The following is a 17,645-nucleotide window of genomic DNA, read 5'->3' as shown; positions in this document are numbered from 1 at the left end:
CCCGGCCTGGGCATACCAGAGCATGAACTGTCCGAGATCCCGGCCCGAGGCGTCGGCCATGGCGCCCACAAAGTCCTCGATGGTGACGGCCTGGCCGTCATGACGCTCGAAATAGAGATCCATGCCCTTCCGGAAGTCCTCGGGCCCCAGGATCCGATGGATCATCCGGATGACCTCGGCCCCCTTTTCGTAAACGGTCACCGTGTAGAAATTGTCCATCTTGATGTAGGCCGACGGCCGGACCGGATGGGCCATGGGGCCCGCGTCCTCGGGAAACTGAAATGACCGGAGGGTCCTGACGTCCGAGATGCGCTTGACCGGCCGGGACGTGATGTCCGCGGTGAACTCCTGGTCCCGGAACACGGTGAGGCCCTCCTTGAGGCTGAGCTGGAACCAGTTCCGGAGGGTCACGCGGTTGCCGGTCCAGTTGTGGAAATACTCGTGGGCGATGACCCGGTCGATGTTCCAGAAGTCGGTGTCCGTCGCCGTGTCCTGACGGGCCAGGACGAATTTGGAGTTGAAGATGTTGAGGCCTTTGTTCTCCATGGCGCCCATGTTGAAGTCGTTGACGGCCACGATCATGTAGTCGTCCAGGTCGTATTCGAGGCCGAAGGTTTTCTCGTCCCAGGCCATAGCCTTTTTGAGTGCCTGCATGGCGTAGTCGCACTTGTCCCGGTTTTCGTGCTCCACGTAAATCCGGAGGCGGACGTCTCGCCCCGATTTTGTTCGGAAGGTGTCTTTCAGGCAGAAGAGGTCGCCCGCCACCAGGGCGAAGAGATAGCAGGGCTTTTTGAAGGGGTCTTCCCATTTCACCCAGTGGCGGCCGTCCGAAAGCTCGCCCGCATCGACGCGGTTGCCGTTGGAGAGGAGGACCGGGTATTTCGATCTGTCGGCGATGAGGGTGACGGTATAGGCCGCCATGACGTCGGGCCGGTCGGGAAAATAGGTGATCTTCCGAAAGCCCTCGGCCTCGCACTGGGTGCAGAACATGCCGTCGGACCGGTAGAGTCCCTCCAGGGAGCGGTTCTCCTGGGGCTGGATCCGGGTGGTGATCTCGAGCGTCAGAGCGTCGGGCGGATCGGGAAGGGTGAGGGATCTCTCGTCGACCTGAAAATCCTCCGTGGCCAGGGGCCTTCCGTCCATCAGCACCGAGACGAGCGCCATGTCCCGTCCGTCGAGGACGAGGGGTGGGCGCGTCGCCGCGTCCCCAGGGGCTGCCGCCGGGTTGCGCCGGAGGGTGAGGGTGGATTTGACGCGGGTGTCGGTCTCCTTCAGCTCGAAGACGAGGTCGACGAAGTCCACGAGAAAGGCCGGGGGGCGGTAGTCCTTCAGATGTATCATGTTCGGTGTGGTCATGGTTCGCTCCAGAATCTCGGTTCGCGGAAATGCGACGGCAGGTGCGGCCGGCCGCGGGGTTCGCTCCGGGGGATGTCGCCTATTCGGGTTTTCGGGAAACCTGCCGCACGGCATCGCCGGTAGTAGGGACGATGGGGAGGAAGGTGTCGAAACCGGATATTTCGAAGACCTCCCGGACGTAATCCTGCATGGCGCAGAGGACCAGGCTGCCGTCCAGCCGTTTCAGGTCCTTGGCCGTCTTGAGGATGACCCGGAGCCCCGCGCTGGAGATATAGGCCAGGGACCCGAAGTCGATGACCATATTCCGGGCCCCCCTCTCGATGGCGTTGAACACGGTCGTTTCGAGATCCGGTGCGGTGTTCGAGTCGAGGCGCCCGTCGATCCGGAATATCCATGCGTCATTCTGTTGTTGTTCGATGATCTCCATAATAACCTCTTGTTGCAACCTTCCTACGTCCGGATGGGTTGGGGTAAATTTTTTCTGAGGGTGACGACATTGTCGGTGTCGGTTCGGTGATAGGTCATTTCGTCGGTCAGGCGTCTGATCAACAGGATCCCCATGCCGCCGATCCGCCGCTCTTCCATGGGGCAGCACCGGTCGGGTTCGGGCAGCTCCGTCGGGTTGAAGGGCACGCCGTCGTCCCGGACGCACAGGGTCAGCACGTCCCTCTCCCGGCAGAGAGTGATCTTCACCCAATGCTCCTCTCCGTCCCGATAGCCGCAGGAGACGATGTTGGTGAAGAGTTCGTCGAGGATGAGATTGATCTCCAGGAGGGTCTTCTCCGGGATGTCGGCCTTGACCTTGAACCGTTCGAGTTCTGTCCGCAGTGTCTCCAGTTCCGACAGGTCGTTTCGCAGCTGGAAGCCGGTTTGGTGTCGCCCCATGTCAATCGTTCCGTTCCGTCGGGGGCTATATCAGGCTGATCCCGACAATGTCCTGGTGATCCCCGTGGTCCTCCTGCCGCGCCAGCAGCTTTTCCTCCAATGCATGAATCCGATCCGTGATCGCCTGAACGATGAGGGGAAAGACGGCGGGAAACTGTGCCAGCGCTTTAAAGAACTTTTCGCGCTCGAGCACGAGGCAGGTGGTGTCGGTCGCGGCGATCAGGGAGTAGAGCCGGTTGCGCTTTCCAAAGAGCGACATGGCCCCGATGAAATCATGGGCGCCGTAATCCCTCAGAGATTGCTCGGTCCCGTTGTATTCCCGAACGAGGCGGGCCGTTCCCGAAAGCAGCAGCAGGGCCTGGTCGTCCTCCTCCCCCTGGCGGAACAGAAAATCGCCGGCCCGGTAGGTCTCCTTCGAACAGAGGAAGGCAAGGACCTTGAGGGCTTCCATGGGCAGTTTGGCGAAGAGATAGACCTGCCTCAACAGTTCCAGGTTCTGCTTGTATTCGCAGGCGTGAAACGGCTCAGGATTTTCCATGGACGAGTTCATACAGGAGTCCTTTTTTTTCAATGAGTTCGTCATAACCGCCGAGCTCTCCGATTTTTCCCGACTTCATTACGGCAATATAATCATAGTTTTTGATGATATCCAGGCGATGGGCAATGGAAATCACGGTGCTTCTGCCCCGCCAGTGGTTTTCGAGCAGATTCTGGATCCGGGCCTGGGACTTGTTGTCCAGGGCCGAGGTCGCCTCGTCCATGATCAATATTTTCGGGGCCTTCAGGAATATCCTGGCGATGGCCAGCTTCTGTCGCTGACCGCCGGAGAGTCGGTCTCCGTTGGATCCCACCTCAAATTGCATCCCGAGCTTCAGAACGGTCTCCAGGAGGTCGTCCCGGATCAGAAGCTGGATGGCGCTCTGGCTGATTTTTTCCTGGGCCTTGGGGTGCCGGCTTTTCATTTTTCCAAAGAGGATGTTGTTGAGGATCGTTTCCGAGGGAATGTATCGGCCGGCATCATAGAAGGAGAAGACATCGGGGTGGTCCCGGGAGACGCTTTCCCTGAACAGGGCTCGGCCCTCCAGGATAAGATTTTCCAAAGGGGCGGGAAGGGCGACCATCTTGTGCCGACCCGGTGAAAAGCGGAGGGCCGCATTCAGGAGCCGCTCGCGGTCCTCGTCGGAAACCGCCTCGAGGGGGAGCTTTTTGAGCCGTTCGGTCAAGGGGATGTAGATCTCCAGGTCCTCGGGTTTCAGGGGGCTCTGCTCGAAGAACATTGCCTCGTGGGGGAGGTCGCCCAGGATGTCGACGGTCTGTCCGGCGACTTCCGCCCCCAGCCTCACCAGGGGTCGCATCAGGCCTGCGGTGTCGAGGTAATCCAGAAAATAAACGTTTCGGGAGAGGTTGGATCCGGAAAATTCCGGATGATCGGTGGTGCCGAAGACGATGTTGTCCAGTACCGTCGAGTTGTAGAGATAGGCCCCATCGTCGAAGAACTCGATCAGGTCGTGGACCGCCTCGCCGAACTCCTCCTTGAAGACTTTCCGCATGCGGATGATCCGCTCCGTCAGGTCGGGGTGGTCTTCATGGCGCAGATGGCGGTCGAGGCCGAAACGGAGGACGTCCACGAAGATGCCGGACTGCTGGAGCGCGGCGATCATGTCGTCCAGGGAGGGTCTCACGGCGGCCGCCTCGCCGTCGGCGAACGTTTCGAGGGCCAGACACGAGTAGAGCAGGTTCTCCTCGATGGTCCCCTCGAAGATAAACGGGGACTGGGAGACCGTGCCCATGTTCCGGACGATGTCCGCCTTGGTCAGGGTCGAGATTTCCCGGCGGCCGATCATGGCATGGCCGCTCTGGTACCGGTAAAGCTGGTTGAGGCACAGGGCCAGGGTGCTTTTGCCGCTGCCCGAAAAGCCCACCACGGCCATGTGCTTGCCGGCCGGCAGGGAGAAGCTGACCTGGTCGAGGAGGCGGATGCCGCTCTCCGTGTAGAAGGAGAGCTCCTTCACCTCGATGTCGGCCTCCAGTTCGTAAGGCGGTCTGTCCTCCGGCGCCGGCTGATGTTCGGGGACGGCGTTGAAATAGTCCATGACCCGCTTGTAGCTCACCGTGGCGTCCTGGTAGGACTGGTAGAAATCGAGAAGCTCCTTCCAGGGGTCGTACAGCTTTTCCTGGGCCGATAGAAACGCGACAAGGGCGCCCAGGGCCAGCTCTCCGCTGATGGCGAGATAGCCGCCGATGATGAAAATCAGGAAGGGGCTCAGGCTGTTGAGGAAGTTGTTGGTCGTCTTGACGCCGAAGCGATAGAGGTTCCATCTGACGCGGATTCTTCTCAGCTTCTCGACGATGGCGTCGTATTTTCGATTCTCGATGGCGTAGGTGCCGTTGGTGTGAATTTCGTGGATGCCTGAAACAGACTCTCCGATTTTGTCCGATAGCTCCCGGGTGATGTCCACCCGTTTTTTGTTGGCCTGGTTGACGCGGGACTGAAGTCTGGGAACCAGGATGAGAACGACGGGGTAGATGGATAGGGAGACGGCCGCCAGCACGGGATGGAGCCAGAACAGGTATCCGCCGAAGGCCAGCAGGGTCAGGATGTTGGTCACCGGGATGGCGACGGCCATGCCCACGAAATCGCCCGCGGCGGCCAGCTCCGTGACGAGCGCGGAGACCACCATGCCCGGCTGGGTCTTTCGGTAGAAATTGATGGGCAGGGTCAGGATATGGTGATAGACGGCCCGACGCATATCGGCCAGGGCCTTCTGCCCCAGGATGGTCTGGATGACGTTGGTCAGATACTTGAAGAGGGTCGACACCAGGACGGCGGCCAGATAAATGCCGCAGTACAGCTTGAGCAGATCGGTTTTTTTCAGGAAGATCGCTTCGTTGACAATCTTTTTCTGCATCTCCAGGGGAACGACCCTGGCAAAAACCGTGACGATGATGATCAGCAGAAGGATTATCTGGAGCTTGAAATTGCTGGACAACACCCATGAAAAGAGTGACCGCTCCGTCACCAGCCGGGAAGAAGATTTTTTTTTCATTTCCGTCTCATAGGGCCTTGGCTGCAAGCCGATTTTTTAGGGCGTTCTCAAAAAACGAAGCGAACGGGTATTCTCTCTATAGCACCTGCCCGTGGAACGCCAAAGGAAAATATGTCTCCGGGGGCGATGCCCTCCGGACGCCGTCGTCAGGAACGTGAATTTGTCAACCAGGGCCTGAAAGCGGCGACACCGGCCCCAGCCCGGCATGCGCGGCAGGGATCAACAGGCGACGTTCGGTCTGCCCGAGGGCGAGGGTTCAAGATCATAACGCACAATAACTATCTTTAAATAAAGTAGATATTTAAATAAAAAGATATATATCATAAATTGTTTAAAAATTTGAACATCCGGGTATTGGATTGTAACCTATGTAAAATATTTATAATAATGTTAGAAAACGCGGAAAGCCGGGTGCGGCGGGGTCCACAAGAGTGAACGGACAGGGCTTGCCGGCATCTTTGCCGCGGCGGGTGTGCGGCCTGATGAAAGATACAATATTCTGTGATTACAACGGGATAAAAAATAAATGGATTTCAGGTGTGCTTTTTGGCAAGCACCTTGCATAATCCCATGTCAACCTAATAATTTTTTCATCTGTTCTCCTCCTTAACGGCTAATTGAACTCGGTTCATTTAGCCGTTTCCTTTTTTTGGCGTTTCCCACGGCCGTTCGATATCCGCCGGTGTCCTCATGTCGCCGTCGCGGTATCCTTTCCAGCTCCCCGGACTCGGAAAAATCCCTCGGGCCCAGGACACGGTTCAACGGAATAAACAATATATCATATATTAAAACAAAAGGTTGGCTTGTTATAAATCTTTATCTCATAAAAAGTTCAAGATTGTGAACTGATCGATCGCGGACGTAACAGTCTGAATAAAAAGATAAAGACGGCAATTCGACCGGACGGCGTACGCCAACGCGAATAAAACGGGGTTGCTGCAGTTCGCTGGAGCGGGGCGTCGATACCGATGAATAAAGGAGATGTTGGATATAACTATTTGTTATATTATAATAAAAAAATATGGACAAGATAAGTCGGCTTGTTTGGCAAGCGTCTTGCATAATCCCATGTCAACCTAATAATTTTTTCATCTGTTCTCCTCCTTAACGGCTAATTGAACTCGGTTCATTTAGCCGTTTCCTTTTTTGGGCGGCACCCCGGAAACACTCTCCCATGCCGAATGCCCCTCCCCATTGTCAATTCAGGTTGCAACATCGCGCATCCTATTATAAAGGGATGACGTTTCCATCAGCGGGAAAATGGTTTTATTCTTCAACGTTCGACTTTCATGATGGCGGCCGGATATCGGGGCGCGGGCCGTATCCCCCGGCACCGGCCGATGAAAGTCGACAGTTGAGTTTATTCAAAGACGCACCGTTCAATTTCGGTGATGTTCACCGGAAAGCGGCGTCATGGACATCAACATCGAGAAGCAGGACCCACGCAATGAACACGCATCAACATGATCTGCTGCAGACCCATTCACTGACCTTCCTGGAAATGGCGTTTCGGACGGACCGACAGGGCGTCATCGCGCACCCCGACGGGTATGGAAAGAAAACCGGGGACTGCGGCGACAGCATCGAAATCTTTCTGTCCATCGGCAACGGACGCATCGAACAATTTCGGTATCAGCTGGACGGCTGCCTCAATACCAACGCCTGCTGCAACACCCTCGGCGAGATGACGGAAGGGCAAACGACGGCGGCGGCATGGGAGATTACACCTGAAAAAGTCGCGGCCCATCTGCAAACCCTCCCGCCGGACCATTTTCATTGTGCGGAACTGGCCGTCGGCACCCTTTACCTGGCGTTGATCAGTTATCGAGAGGTCCGTCAGGCACCCTGGAAAAAGCTCTACCGATAGCCCCCGCGCTGAGCCGCCGGGCCGATTTGGTCTTGACATAACTGATCAAAATTGTTTATAGGACTGTTCTTAAACAACAATTTTATAGATGACAGGCATATCTGAATTGTGACATTTCTGCACGTTTTCCGAGATGATTGAGGGGGTATATGGGGCTGAAAAAGGTGCTGGCGGAGAGAAAAACGCCTATTGTCAAGAAGTGGTTCGACAAGGTCGTCGAAACCTATCCTACCGATACCGCCCGATTTCTCAAGCGCCAGAAAGATCCCTTCGGCAATCCGGTCGGCAGTACGACCTTCGAGGCGCTGACCCGAATTTTCGAAGAGCTGTTGAAAGAGTCCCCCGACAGCGAAGCGCTTCAGACCGCCGCCGATCCCATCATCCGCATACGGGCGGTCCAGACCATGTTTTCCCCTGCCCAGGCCGCCGGCTTTCCTTATTTCCTGAAGACCATCATCAGAGAAGAACTTGAGAGTCAGCTCTCGGACGTTCAACTGCTCGAGGCGCTTCTGGCGTTTGATCTCGAAATCGACAAGCTCAGCCTCGTCACCTTCAACATCTATACGAAATGCCGGGAGACGGTCTACCAACTCAAGACGAATCTTGAAAGAGAGCGGCTCTACAAAGCGTTTTCCCGAGCGGGTTTGGTACATGAGATCCCGGAGGATGGTCCGGATCTTGAAGAAAAATAATATTAATCACCATGAAGAGGCTCCGGAGATCCGTCCTCCAGGGGCAGTGGAGTGAGGTAAGGTTGTATGAACGTTAAGTACATGTTTTCCCTCTTGGCAGTGGTTCTGCTCTTCCTGCTCGCATATGCGGGTGTTGAAGCGGCAGGGCTTCAGGTGTTTTTCGGGATCGTCGTCCCATATCTCGCTTTTGCGATTTTTCTTTTGGGATTCATCCGAAAAGTGGTCGACTGGGCCCGTTCACCGGTTCCCTTTCGCATCCCTACAACCTGCGGCCAACAGCAATCGCTTCCGTGGATCAAACAGGCGAAGTTCGATAACCCGAGCACCTCCGGGGGCGTCATCGTCCGCATGATTCTGGAAATCCTGACATTCCGATCCCTCTTCAGGAATTTGAAGTTCAAACAGAAAGAGGGCGGCAAGCTTTTCTACGGCCTGGAGCTTTTTCTGTGGCTGGGCGCCCTGGCGTTTCACTATGCGTTTCTGGTCGTCTGCATCCGTCACCTGCGTTTTTTTACGGAACCGACACCCTTTTTCGTCAAGATCTTCGAGCGGCTCGACGGTTTTTTCCAGTTCGGCCTTCCCGTCGTCTATCTTTCGGGCATCGTTCTGTTGGCCGCGACCCTCTACCTGCTGCTCAGAAGGATGCTTAACGCCCAGGTCAACTACATTTCCCTCGCCGCTGATTATTTCCCCCTTTTCCTGATTATCGGCATCGCCGTCACCGGCATCATGATGCGCTACTTCACCAAGGTCGACGTGGTGGCGATCAAATCGTTCACCATGGGGCTGGTCACCTTCCACCCCGTGATTCCCGAGGGGGTCGGAGGGCTGTTCTATGTACACCTGTTTCTGGTCAGCGTTCTGCTGATCTATTTCCCTTTCAGCAAGCTGATGCATATGGGCGGGGTGTTTATGAGCCCGACGCGGAATCTGACCGGCAACACCCGGGCCGTAAGGCACGTGAACCCCTGGAACTATCCGGTCAAGGTGCATACCTACGAGGAATACGAGGATCATTTTAGAGATCTCATGATAGAAGCTGGCCTTCCAGTGGAGAATAAGGAGTAAAGAATGTCGGACCTTCCCAAATCAGACGAATTATTGGAAAATCTGGATCATAAAATGGCCAAGACCGACTGGATGGATACCCCCATCAATATCCGTCCGGGAATGTACTGCTATGCGTCCAACCCCAAGAGCGTCGAGACGCTGGGCCTTCCCAACGCGCGGCCCTGGAACCCCCTTGATGACGACTGGAAGCTGCCGGAGAACTGGCAGCAGATCATCCATGAAGGGTTCAAGGAGCGGCTGGAACGCTTCCGGAGCTTCAAGATCTTCATGGATGTCTGCGTCCGTTGCGGGGCCTGCGCCGACAAATGCCATTTCTTCATCGGCACCGGCGACCCCAAGAACATGCCCGTGCTTCGCGCCGAGCTGCTCCGGTCCGTATACCGCAACGACTTCACCACCCTCGGGAAGCTCCTGGGGCGGATCGGCGGGGCCCGGCCCATGACCCTGGACGTGCTCAAAGAGTGGTGGTACTACCTGTTTCAGTGCACGGAATGCCGGCGATGCTCGGTCTTCTGTCCCTACGGCATCGACACGGCCGAGATCACCATCATGGGCCGTGAACTCCTCAACCTCATCGGCCTCAACATCGACTGGATCGCCACGCCGGTCTCCAACTGCTACCAGACGGGCAACCATCTGGGCATTCAGCCCCACGCCTTCAAGGATATGCTCGACTTCTTCGTGGAGGACATCGAGGAGATCACCGGCGTCAACGTGGAGCCGAGCTTCAACAAGAAGGGCGCCGACATCCTCTTCATCACCCCCTCGGGGGACGTGTTCGCCGATCCGGGAACCTATACCTGCATGGGATACATGATGCTCTTCAAGTATCTCAAGGACAAATACGGGCTTGACATCACCTGGTCCACCTATGCATCCGAGGGCGGCAACTTCGGGTTCTTCACCTCCCACGAAACCATGAAGCGCCTCAACGCCAAGATGTACGCGGAGGCCAAGCGTCTCGGTGTCAAGTGGATCCTCGGCGGGGAGTGCGGACACATGTGGCGCGTCATCAGCCAGTACATGGAGACCATGAACGGGCCCGCCGATTTCCTCGAGGCCCCGGTGTCGCCCATTACCGGCACCCTGTTCGAGAACGCCAGGCAGACCAAGATGGTCCACATCAGCGAATTCACGGCGGACCTGATCAAGCACGGAAAACTGGAGCTCGACACCAGCCGGAACGACAAGCATATCGTGACCTTTCACGATTCCTGCAACCCCGCGCGGGGCATGGGCATGCTGGATGAGCCCCGATACGTGATCCGAAACACCTGCAACCATTTCTACGATATGCCGGCCAACACCATCCGCGAGAACACCTTCTGCTGCGGCAGCGGTGCCGGACTCAATGCCGGCGAGGACATGGAGCTCAGGATGTGCGGCGGTCTTCCCCGGGCCAACGCCGTCAAATACGTCCATGAAAAACACGGGGTCAACATGCTGGCCTGCGTCTGCGCCATCGATCGGGCCGCCCTGCCGGCGCTGATGGAATACTGGGTTCCCGAAGTCGACGTCACCGGCGTGACGGAATTGGTGGCCAACGCCCTGATTCTCCCGGGCGAGAAGGAACGAGAAACCGATCTGCGCGGCGAACCGCTGCCTGGAATGGAGGAGGAATAGCATGTCGAAGAAGATGTACAACAAAGAGCAGGTGGTCGCCGGGCTGGTGATCTTTATCGCTCTGGTGTCGTTTCCTTTCTGGTACAACCTTGGGAAAGCCGCACCGGCGCCCACGCTGGAGCTGACGAAAGAGGCCAAGGCCGCCAAGGTGTGCGTGAGACCGACGGAATACATGAAGGCGGAGCATATGCAGCTTCTGGATGTTTGGCGGGATACGGTGGTCCGTGAAGGCAAGCGGATTTACGTGAACGAAGCGGGCAAGGCGTTCAACATGAGCTTGTCCAACACCTGTCTGGACTGTCATTCGAATAAGGCCGAGTTTTGCGACAGATGTCACAACTACGCTTCGGTGGACCCGTATTGCTATGACTGCCATATTGACAATCCGAAGGAGACAAAGTGATGGAAAGCAGCAGAAGAAAATTCTTGAAGGTCGCCGGAATATCCGCCGTCGGCATGAGTGTGGGCACCCAGCCGGTGCTGGACGCCCTGGGGGCAACGGGCGGAGGGCACGGCGAGACGAAGTCGCCTGAGATCCTCAAGGCTGAAAACGCCCTGAGCGCCGTTCATTGGGGAATGGTCATCGATACGCGGAAGCTGGAAACAGCGGCGGATCTGGAGCCGCTCATCGAGGCCTGTCATAAAGTCCACAACGTCCCGCATTACGAGCTCCAACGTCACGAGATCAAATGGATCTGGGAGACGGAATTCCAGCACGCCTTTCCCGGAACCGGAACCAAATACCTGAACGAGGGCGCCCAGCACCGGCCGTTTCTTGTCCTGTGCAATCATTGCGAAAACCCGCCGTGTGTCCGTGCCTGCCCCACCAAGGCCACCTTTCAGCGGGAAGACGGGCTGGTGCTCATGGATTTTCACCGCTGCATCGGCTGCCGCTTCTGCATGGCCGCCTGTCCTTTCGGTGCCCGGAGCTTCAACTTCAGGGATCCGCGGCCCTTCATCCCCGAGATCAACAAGAAATTTCCCACCCGTTCCAAGGGCGTCGTGGAAAAATGCAATTTCTGCGCGGAGCGCCTGGCTGAAGGCAAAATGCCCGCCTGCGTCGAGGCCTCCAAGGGGGCCATCGCTTTTGGCGACCTGGACGATCCTGAATCCGAGGTGCGGAAGCTGTTGAGGGAAAACTACGCGATTCGGCGGAAAGAGAATTTGGGAACGGAACCCTCCGTATACTACATCGTATAGACCAGGCCGTTCAGGACGCGGGCGGCGGGTCGCCCTCCGCCGCGTGCGGTCGGGCGCGTCCGACGCTCCCGGCAACTGCATCGCCTAACTTTTGAAAATGAGGTGGTTATGCTTGAATTAGCTATTAAGGGAAGCAAAAGATATTACGGATTACTGGCGGTCCTGGCCGGTATTGCCGGCCTCGGCGGCCTGTTCTGGTTGTGGCAGCTCGATTTCGGTCTGGGCATCACCGGCATGAGCCGCGACGTCTCCTGGGGATTCTACATCGCTCAGTTCACCTTTCTCGTCGGTGTGGCCGCCGGAGGCGTCATGGTGGTCCTGCCCTACTATCTCCACGACTACAAGGCCTTCGGCCGGATCACCATCCTCGGTGAATTCCTGGCCATCGCCGCCATCGTCATGTGTCTGCTGTTCATCACGGTGGACCTGGGTCAGCCCATGCGGATGCTCAACGTCATTTTTTACCCCACGCCCAATTCCATGCTGTTCTGGGACATGATCGTTCTGAACGGATATCTCTTCCTGAACATCGTCATCGGGTGGAATGTTCTGGAGGCGGAGCGGAACAACACCAAGTATCCCAAATGGGTAAAAATGCTGGTCTACGTTTCCATCCCATGGGCCATCAGCATCCACACGGTCACGGCCTACCTTTACTGCGGTCTGCCGGGCCGCGGGTTCTGGCTCACCGCGATCCTGGCGCCCCGATTCCTCTCGTCGGCCTTTGCCGCCGGACCGGCGCTCCTGATCCTGCTCTGCCTGGTGATTCGCAGGTTCACGAACTTCGATCCGGGTCGGGAGCAGATTCAGACCCTGGCCAAGATCGTCACCTATGCCCTCATCCTCAACGTCTTCTTTTTTCTCTGCGAGGTTTTCGTGGCCTTCTACAGCCAGATTCCGGAGCACATGGACCACATCAAGTACCTCTTTGTGGGGCTTCACGGTCATGGGAAGCTGGTGCCCTTCATGTGGACCTCCATGGCCCTCATGGTACTGGCCATCATCATGCTGATTCCGCCCAGGTTCCGCGCCAACGAGGGCCTTCTGGCCATATCCTGCGTCATGGTGTTCCTCGGGACGTGGATCGACAAGGGCCTCGGCATGATCTCCGGCGGGTTCGTTCCCAACCCGTTGCATGAAATCAACGAATATGTGCCCACGATCCCCGAGTTGATCATCACCCTCGGCGTATGGGCTGCCGGATTCCTCGTCCTCACCCTTCTGTTCAAGATCACGGTGGGGGTCAAGGAAGAGGTTCACGCGTAAATTTCATCACAGTTGCCTGAATCAGCGGGGTTCGCCTTCGATACGGAGGTGAGCCCCATTTTTTTTCTCGACCTTCGACTTTCATGTGGCGACCGGATAGATACGGCCCATGAAAGTCGAAAGTTGCGTTTTTTATAAATGGGAGGTCATCCATGAGCGTCGTCGTTCATCAACGCAAAGAAATTCATCAGGGTCGGGTCTTTACCCTGGTTCGGGAGAAGGTGACCCTGGCCAACGGCGTGACCGTGGACCTCGACACCCTCCGGCATCCCGGCGCATCGGCCGTCGTTCCCATGACGGCCGATGGGTCGGTGGTCCTGATCCGGCAGTACCGTCATGCGGTCGGCGGTTATATCTGGGAGATCCCGGCAGGGACCCTGAACCCCCGTGAAGATCCCGAGACCTGCGCCGTCCGGGAGCTGGCCGAGGAGACCGGATACCGCGCCGGGTCGTGGCGAAAGCTGGGGGAGATCACGCCGGTTCCCGGGTATTCCGACGAGCGGATTCACCTGTTTCTGGCCGAGGATCTCACCCTCGCGGACCAGAACCTGGATGCCGACGAAATCCTGGACGTCCATGAATTTCCATTGGAGACGGCGGTGGACATGATCGCAACCGGGGAGATCCAGGACGCCAAGACCATTTGCGCCCTGCTCCGGGTGGGGTGCCCGGCAAAAGGGGAGCCGCGGTCCTAGACGTCGCTGGCGGCGTCGTCGTGATGCTTTTCCCGGATGGACGACTGGAGCCAGGCCTTTGAGACGGCATGGCAGAGGGTGGCAAGGGGAATGGCGAAGAAAAGTCCCCAGATCCCCCAGAGCCCCCCGAAAAGGAGAACGGCGACGATGATGGCGATGGGGTGGATGTTGACCACGCCGGACAGCAGGATCGGGACCAGGAGGTTTCCGTCCAGAGCCTGGATGATGCCGAGGGCGATCATGGTGTAGGCGAACTGAGGCCCCCACCCCCATTCGAAAAAGGCGATCAGACCCACAGGGAAGAACATGACCGTCGCCCCGATATAGGGGATGAGAACCGAAAGGCCGACGAAGAGGGAGAGCAGCATCGTAAACGGCACTTTCATGAGGATGAAGGTCACGTAGGTCACCCCCCACACGATGAGAATCTCCCAGATCTTTCCCCTTACGTAGTTGGTGATCTGTTGGTTCACCTCCACCCACACCTCGCCGGCCAGCTTCCGCTCCTCGGGCAGAAAGCTCCGGATCCATTCGATGATGAGGGCTTTGTCCTTGAGAAAGAAAAAGACCATCAGGGGTACGAGGATGAGGTAGACGAGGAAGGTGAGGAGACCCCGGACCGAGGCAAGGGAGATCGACAGGAGATACTGGCCCAGTCGGGTCAGCTCTGCGGTCAGATAGTTGTTGATCTGTCGGATCTGGGCCTCGGAGATCATTTCCGGGTATTTGTCCGGAAGCTGCATCAGGACATTCTGGGTGCTGGCGATCATGGAGGGCAGGTCCTGGAGGAGCTGTCCGATCTGACGGGACAACAGGGGCAGGAGCCAGAGGATCAGGATCAGGAGACAGGCCATGAAGAGGCTGAAGACGATGATGACGGCAACGATCCTGGGAACGCGGAACCCTTCGAGACCGGCCACCATTCCCTCCAGGAGGTAGGCGATGATGACGCTGAGGAAAACCGGCATCAGCATCTCTCCCAGGTAGAAGATCACCACGAACCCCAGGACGAGCAGAAACCCCAGCATGATGACCTGGGGGTCCGAGAAATAATGTCGAAACATTTTCCGAAAAATATCGATCATGCGTCTGTCCCGCCGTTGAAGGCCCTCAGTCTTTCCGTTTCGGAAACAGCAGATAACGGATCCATCCCGAAAAGGTGTTGTCCCGAAGCAGATCCCGGTCGATCCGGTCGAAGTCCCGGGAGATCTTGGCGGGGTCCGACAGCCACTGGGATCGGGTAACCATTTTTTCGTCGGCATCGAGGGTTTTGACCACCCTGGCGGGGTTTCCTGCGGCAACGACGTTGGGGGGAACGTCTCGGGTGACAACGGCCCCCGCGCCGACGATGCTGTTCTGGCCCACCGTCACCCCCTTGCAGATAATGGCCTGGTCCCCGATCCAGGCGTTCTCCTCGATAACCACAGGGGCGCCCGTTCCCATGGCGGCTCGGTTGTAGATGCCGTGCCAGTCCGAATCGGTGATGTAGACGCCGCTGGCGAACATGCAGTTGTCGCCGATGGTGATGCTGCATGAAGCGCCCATGCGAACCCCCGGGCAGATCAGGACGTAGCTGCCGATGCGGATGCTGCCGCGGTCGGGGCGGTCCGACCAGACGGAAAAACGGACCTTCCTGTCCGGCGCGGCGATGACGGTGGCATAGCGGCCGATTTCAATCCGGGGTCCGAATATTTCCACGTGCCAGGGCTTCATGAAATGGGCCCCGGTGCCGAGATGATCGAACTGGGGGCGCAGAAAGCGGCGGGTATAGAATTTTTGTAACCGACGGTCCAGCCGCTTCAGGAAATAGGGGCGGTGATCCTTTCTCATGGCGTATTTCCCTCAGGGGCCGTTCCAGAAGCGATGAGAAAAGAGCCGGGCGGCGGGGGTCAGGCGCCGGAGCGCATCGGCCGCCATCAGAACGACGCCGTTTGTCCAGGTGTTCCGCTCCTCCGGCCAGACGGTCAGGTCCGGACAGGTGAACCCGCACCAATAGGCCCCGTCGGCATCCGCCTTGTCGGCGATCCATCCGAAAACCATTCCGGCGAGGGCATCGTTGCCCATGGCCGACAGGGCGAGGCAGAGCTCGGCGGTCTCCGCCACCGTGACCCACGGCTGATCGGACACGCATCGGACACCCCGGTCCGGAATGACGAACTTTCGCCAGTGGGCGTCGATGCGGCGCGTTGCGGCGTCTCCGGTAAACGCGCCCGAAAGGACCGGATAGAACCAGTCCATGGCATAGCGGGCCTTGGTCATGTTGAAGAGGTGCGGGCGGGTCTGGAGAGCCTTTCCCAGGCGGACCAGGGCCTCGTCCCACAAGTGCGGGGCGTATCCCAGGCGCCGGGCTGCGGCCAGGGCGCACTTGAGGCTCATATAGATGGAGCTGCATCCGGTGAGCAGCGCCATGCGATCGACGTCGCCTTCAGGGCTGACGGCCCAGAAGATTTCGCCGGTTCGGTTCTGAAGGCCGACGGCAAAGGCTATGGCTGCGGACACGGTGGGCCACAGGGTATCGAGGAAGTCGAGATCCCCGGTGACGAGGAAATAGTGGTAGACTCCCACCGCGATGTAGGCGGCCATGTGGCTTTCCCGGGTGCGGTTTTCAGGGACCCCGCTCCGGTAGGCGGAGTACCAGCTGCCGTCCGCCAGCTGAGTTCGGGCCATCCACTCATAAGCCCGCGCCGCCGCATCGAGGCGGCCCCCGATGCACAAGCCCATGGCTGCTTCGACATGGTCCCACGGATCGGTCTTATCGCCGGGGCACCAAGGGATCTCGCCGCTTTCGAGCTGGGCCCGCGCGATGACGTCCGTGATCCGGTCGATATCGATGGAAAGGTCGTGCTCACTGACGCAGGGTGTGGGTGTCATGCCGTCGTATCTCTTTCGTGTCCCTTGAACCGGCCGTATTCATACTGTGAAACGTCCGGATATGCAACAGAAATTCCGGCGATTCCGGACGGCATCGTCGAAATCCGTCCGCATCGGATGCGCTGCAGGGGGCCTGCTCGCGGGCCGGATACGGCGGATGCCTCATCCCATCGGGTCGTAGGATACCCGGCGGACCTTTTCCCCCAAAGCGTCGAACACGGCCGAACCCTCCCGGTCCGCCGCGGTGTCTCCCGCGGCGATCTGTTCGATGCGCCGGGACCGGTCCTTGTCGGTGCTGCGAAGGGTTGTTTCGTTCAACAGGAGTTTGCCGCGGACCGTGTCGAAGACGAGGATCGGACCGAAGCGGTTCACCCCGTTTTCCTCCTCGGTGAGCCGTCCCGTGATCCGGAACCCCTTGACCTGAAATCCGCGTTCGGGCGTGACATACGCCAGAAGCTCCTCGAAGAGGGTGAGGGTCTCAACGACCATGTCGGCATTCCCGGCATCCAGGGCCGCCTTGCCGTCGGCCGCGAGGGCATTGATGTCCTCCTCCCCGTAGGAGAGGTCGAGCCGCTGGATGCAGGTCTTCCGAACGAAGCCGACGGAGTCCTCCCGCTTGCTCGTCACCACGTCTTTGTCGTTGAGGATCTTGACGGCGTTGCGGATACTGATCATCTCCTTGATGGTGGGGCTTTTTCTGAGGGCGACGTCGTCGACGGTCGTGTGGTAAAACGGCAGTTCGTTGTCGAGGACCAGGATGGTGTTGTTTTCAGGATCCTCGGTGAAGAGATACAGATCCATATCCCGTTCCCTGCGGTGCGCGTAGGGACCCATGCCGAGCAGGCGCCGCATGGCGTCCAGGTCCGCCTTTTTGCCGCTGCCGGAGGGTCCCAGGGTCGCGGTCACGCGTTGGGCCAGGCGGTCGATTTCGATCTTTTGAAGCAGATTTTCCTTGAATGAGGCCATGGCGGTTCTCCTTGGGTTGTCGCGAAGGGCGGGCCCCCTTACGGTGCTGTTCCGGTGGGTGGGCCGCCGTGGAGGATGCCTATAATATATATATTATATATTCCCA

Annotated in this window: 17 protein-coding genes; 8 read left to right on the top strand and 9 right to left on the bottom strand. The window is 58.0% G+C overall.

What is annotated here, in order from left to right; all coding sequences use genetic code 11:
* The 5 genes from pepN to AB7S84_RS02950 all read right to left on the bottom strand — a co-directional run.
* On the bottom strand, positions 1-1,356 hold a 1,356-nt coding region (gene pepN / locus AB7S84_RS02970), incomplete at its 3' end, for an aminopeptidase N (RefSeq protein ID WP_428152849.1).
* Between the two features lie 79 nt (positions 1,357-1,435).
* Entirely contained in the window at positions 1,436-1,783 is a 348-nt protein-coding gene (locus AB7S84_RS02965) for an STAS domain-containing protein (protein WP_020876679.1), read from the bottom strand.
* 23 nt (positions 1,784-1,806) lie between these two features.
* The gene (locus tag AB7S84_RS02960) at positions 1,807-2,241 is read right to left on the bottom strand and encodes an ATP-binding protein (protein WP_020876678.1); all 435 of its coding nucleotides are present in this window, start codon (positions 2,239-2,241) and stop codon (positions 1,807-1,809) included.
* A gap of 25 nt (positions 2,242-2,266) precedes the next feature.
* Positions 2,267-2,791: a Crp/Fnr family transcriptional regulator gene (locus AB7S84_RS02955; protein WP_020876677.1), complete on the bottom strand. Its 525-nt coding sequence runs from the start codon at positions 2,789-2,791 to the stop codon at positions 2,267-2,269.
* The gene (locus tag AB7S84_RS02950; RefSeq protein ID WP_020876676.1) at positions 2,766-5,288 is read right to left on the bottom strand and encodes an ABC transporter ATP-binding protein/permease; all 2,523 of its coding nucleotides are present in this window, start codon (positions 5,286-5,288) and stop codon (positions 2,766-2,768) included. The genes AB7S84_RS02955 and AB7S84_RS02950 overlap by 26 nt, the downstream gene beginning before the upstream one ends.
* 1,447 nt (positions 5,289-6,735) lie before the next feature.
* On the opposite strand from AB7S84_RS02950, the gene AB7S84_RS02945 reads away from it, so the two are divergent.
* From AB7S84_RS02945 to AB7S84_RS02910, 8 genes are all read left to right on the top strand, one after another.
* Positions 6,736-7,155: an iron-sulfur cluster assembly scaffold protein gene (locus AB7S84_RS02945; protein ID WP_020876675.1), complete on the top strand. Its 420-nt coding sequence runs from the start codon at positions 6,736-6,738 to the stop codon at positions 7,153-7,155.
* 149 nt (positions 7,156-7,304) lie between these two features.
* Positions 7,305-7,847: an RsbRD N-terminal domain-containing protein gene (locus AB7S84_RS02940; RefSeq protein WP_428152844.1), complete on the top strand. Its 543-nt coding sequence runs from the start codon at positions 7,305-7,307 to the stop codon at positions 7,845-7,847.
* A 66-nt stretch (positions 7,848-7,913) separates the two neighbouring features.
* Positions 7,914-8,915, top strand: a complete 1,002-nt coding sequence (gene dsrM / locus AB7S84_RS02935; RefSeq protein WP_020876673.1) for a sulfate reduction electron transfer complex DsrMKJOP subunit DsrM — start codon at positions 7,914-7,916, stop codon at positions 8,913-8,915.
* A gap of 3 nt (positions 8,916-8,918) precedes the next feature.
* The gene (gene dsrK / locus AB7S84_RS02930; RefSeq protein ID WP_020876672.1) at positions 8,919-10,541 is read left to right on the top strand and encodes a sulfate reduction electron transfer complex DsrMKJOP subunit DsrK; all 1,623 of its coding nucleotides are present in this window, start codon (positions 8,919-8,921) and stop codon (positions 10,539-10,541) included.
* 1 nt (position 10,542) lies between these two features.
* On the top strand, positions 10,543-10,944 hold the full coding sequence (gene dsrJ, locus AB7S84_RS02925) for a sulfate reduction electron transfer complex DsrMKJOP subunit DsrJ (RefSeq protein ID WP_020876671.1): 402 nt from the start codon (positions 10,543-10,545) through the stop codon (positions 10,942-10,944).
* Positions 10,944-11,741: a sulfate reduction electron transfer complex DsrMKJOP subunit DsrO gene (dsrO, locus tag AB7S84_RS02920; RefSeq protein ID WP_020876670.1), complete on the top strand. Its 798-nt coding sequence runs from the start codon at positions 10,944-10,946 to the stop codon at positions 11,739-11,741. The genes dsrJ and dsrO overlap by 1 nt, the downstream gene beginning before the upstream one ends.
* 108 nt (positions 11,742-11,849) lie before the next feature.
* A complete protein-coding gene (gene dsrP, locus AB7S84_RS02915; protein ID WP_020876669.1) occupies positions 11,850-13,007 on the top strand; it encodes a sulfate reduction electron transfer complex DsrMKJOP subunit DsrP in 1,158 nt (385 codons plus the stop codon).
* 152 nt (positions 13,008-13,159) lie between these two features.
* Entirely contained in the window at positions 13,160-13,702 is a 543-nt protein-coding gene (locus AB7S84_RS02910; RefSeq protein WP_020876668.1) for an NUDIX hydrolase, read from the top strand.
* Here AB7S84_RS02910 and AB7S84_RS02905 read toward each other — a convergent pair.
* The 4 genes from AB7S84_RS02905 to AB7S84_RS02890 form a co-directional block, all read right to left on the bottom strand.
* Positions 13,699-14,787, bottom strand: a complete 1,089-nt coding sequence (locus AB7S84_RS02905; RefSeq protein WP_020876667.1) for an AI-2E family transporter — start codon at positions 14,785-14,787, stop codon at positions 13,699-13,701. The two genes, AB7S84_RS02910 and AB7S84_RS02905, sit on opposite strands and share 4 nt — an antisense overlap.
* Before the next feature lie 25 nt (positions 14,788-14,812).
* On the bottom strand, positions 14,813-15,532 hold the full coding sequence (locus AB7S84_RS02900) for an acyltransferase (RefSeq protein WP_020876666.1): 720 nt from the start codon (positions 15,530-15,532) through the stop codon (positions 14,813-14,815).
* A 12-nt stretch (positions 15,533-15,544) separates the two neighbouring features.
* Entirely contained in the window at positions 15,545-16,573 is a 1,029-nt protein-coding gene (locus AB7S84_RS02895) for a hypothetical protein (protein WP_020876665.1), read from the bottom strand.
* A gap of 162 nt (positions 16,574-16,735) precedes the next feature.
* A complete protein-coding gene (locus AB7S84_RS02890; protein ID WP_020876664.1) occupies positions 16,736-17,539 on the bottom strand; it encodes a hypothetical protein in 804 nt (267 codons plus the stop codon).
* Positions 17,540-17,645: the final 106 nt, after the last annotated feature.

The organism is Desulfococcus sp. (assembly GCF_050178255.1).
GTDB classification, from domain to species: Bacteria; Desulfobacterota; Desulfobacteria; order Desulfobacterales; family Desulfococcaceae; genus Desulfococcus; species Desulfococcus multivorans.
Note: the sequence above shows the minus strand (reverse complement) of the source record. Positions and strands in the feature narration are given on the sequence as shown.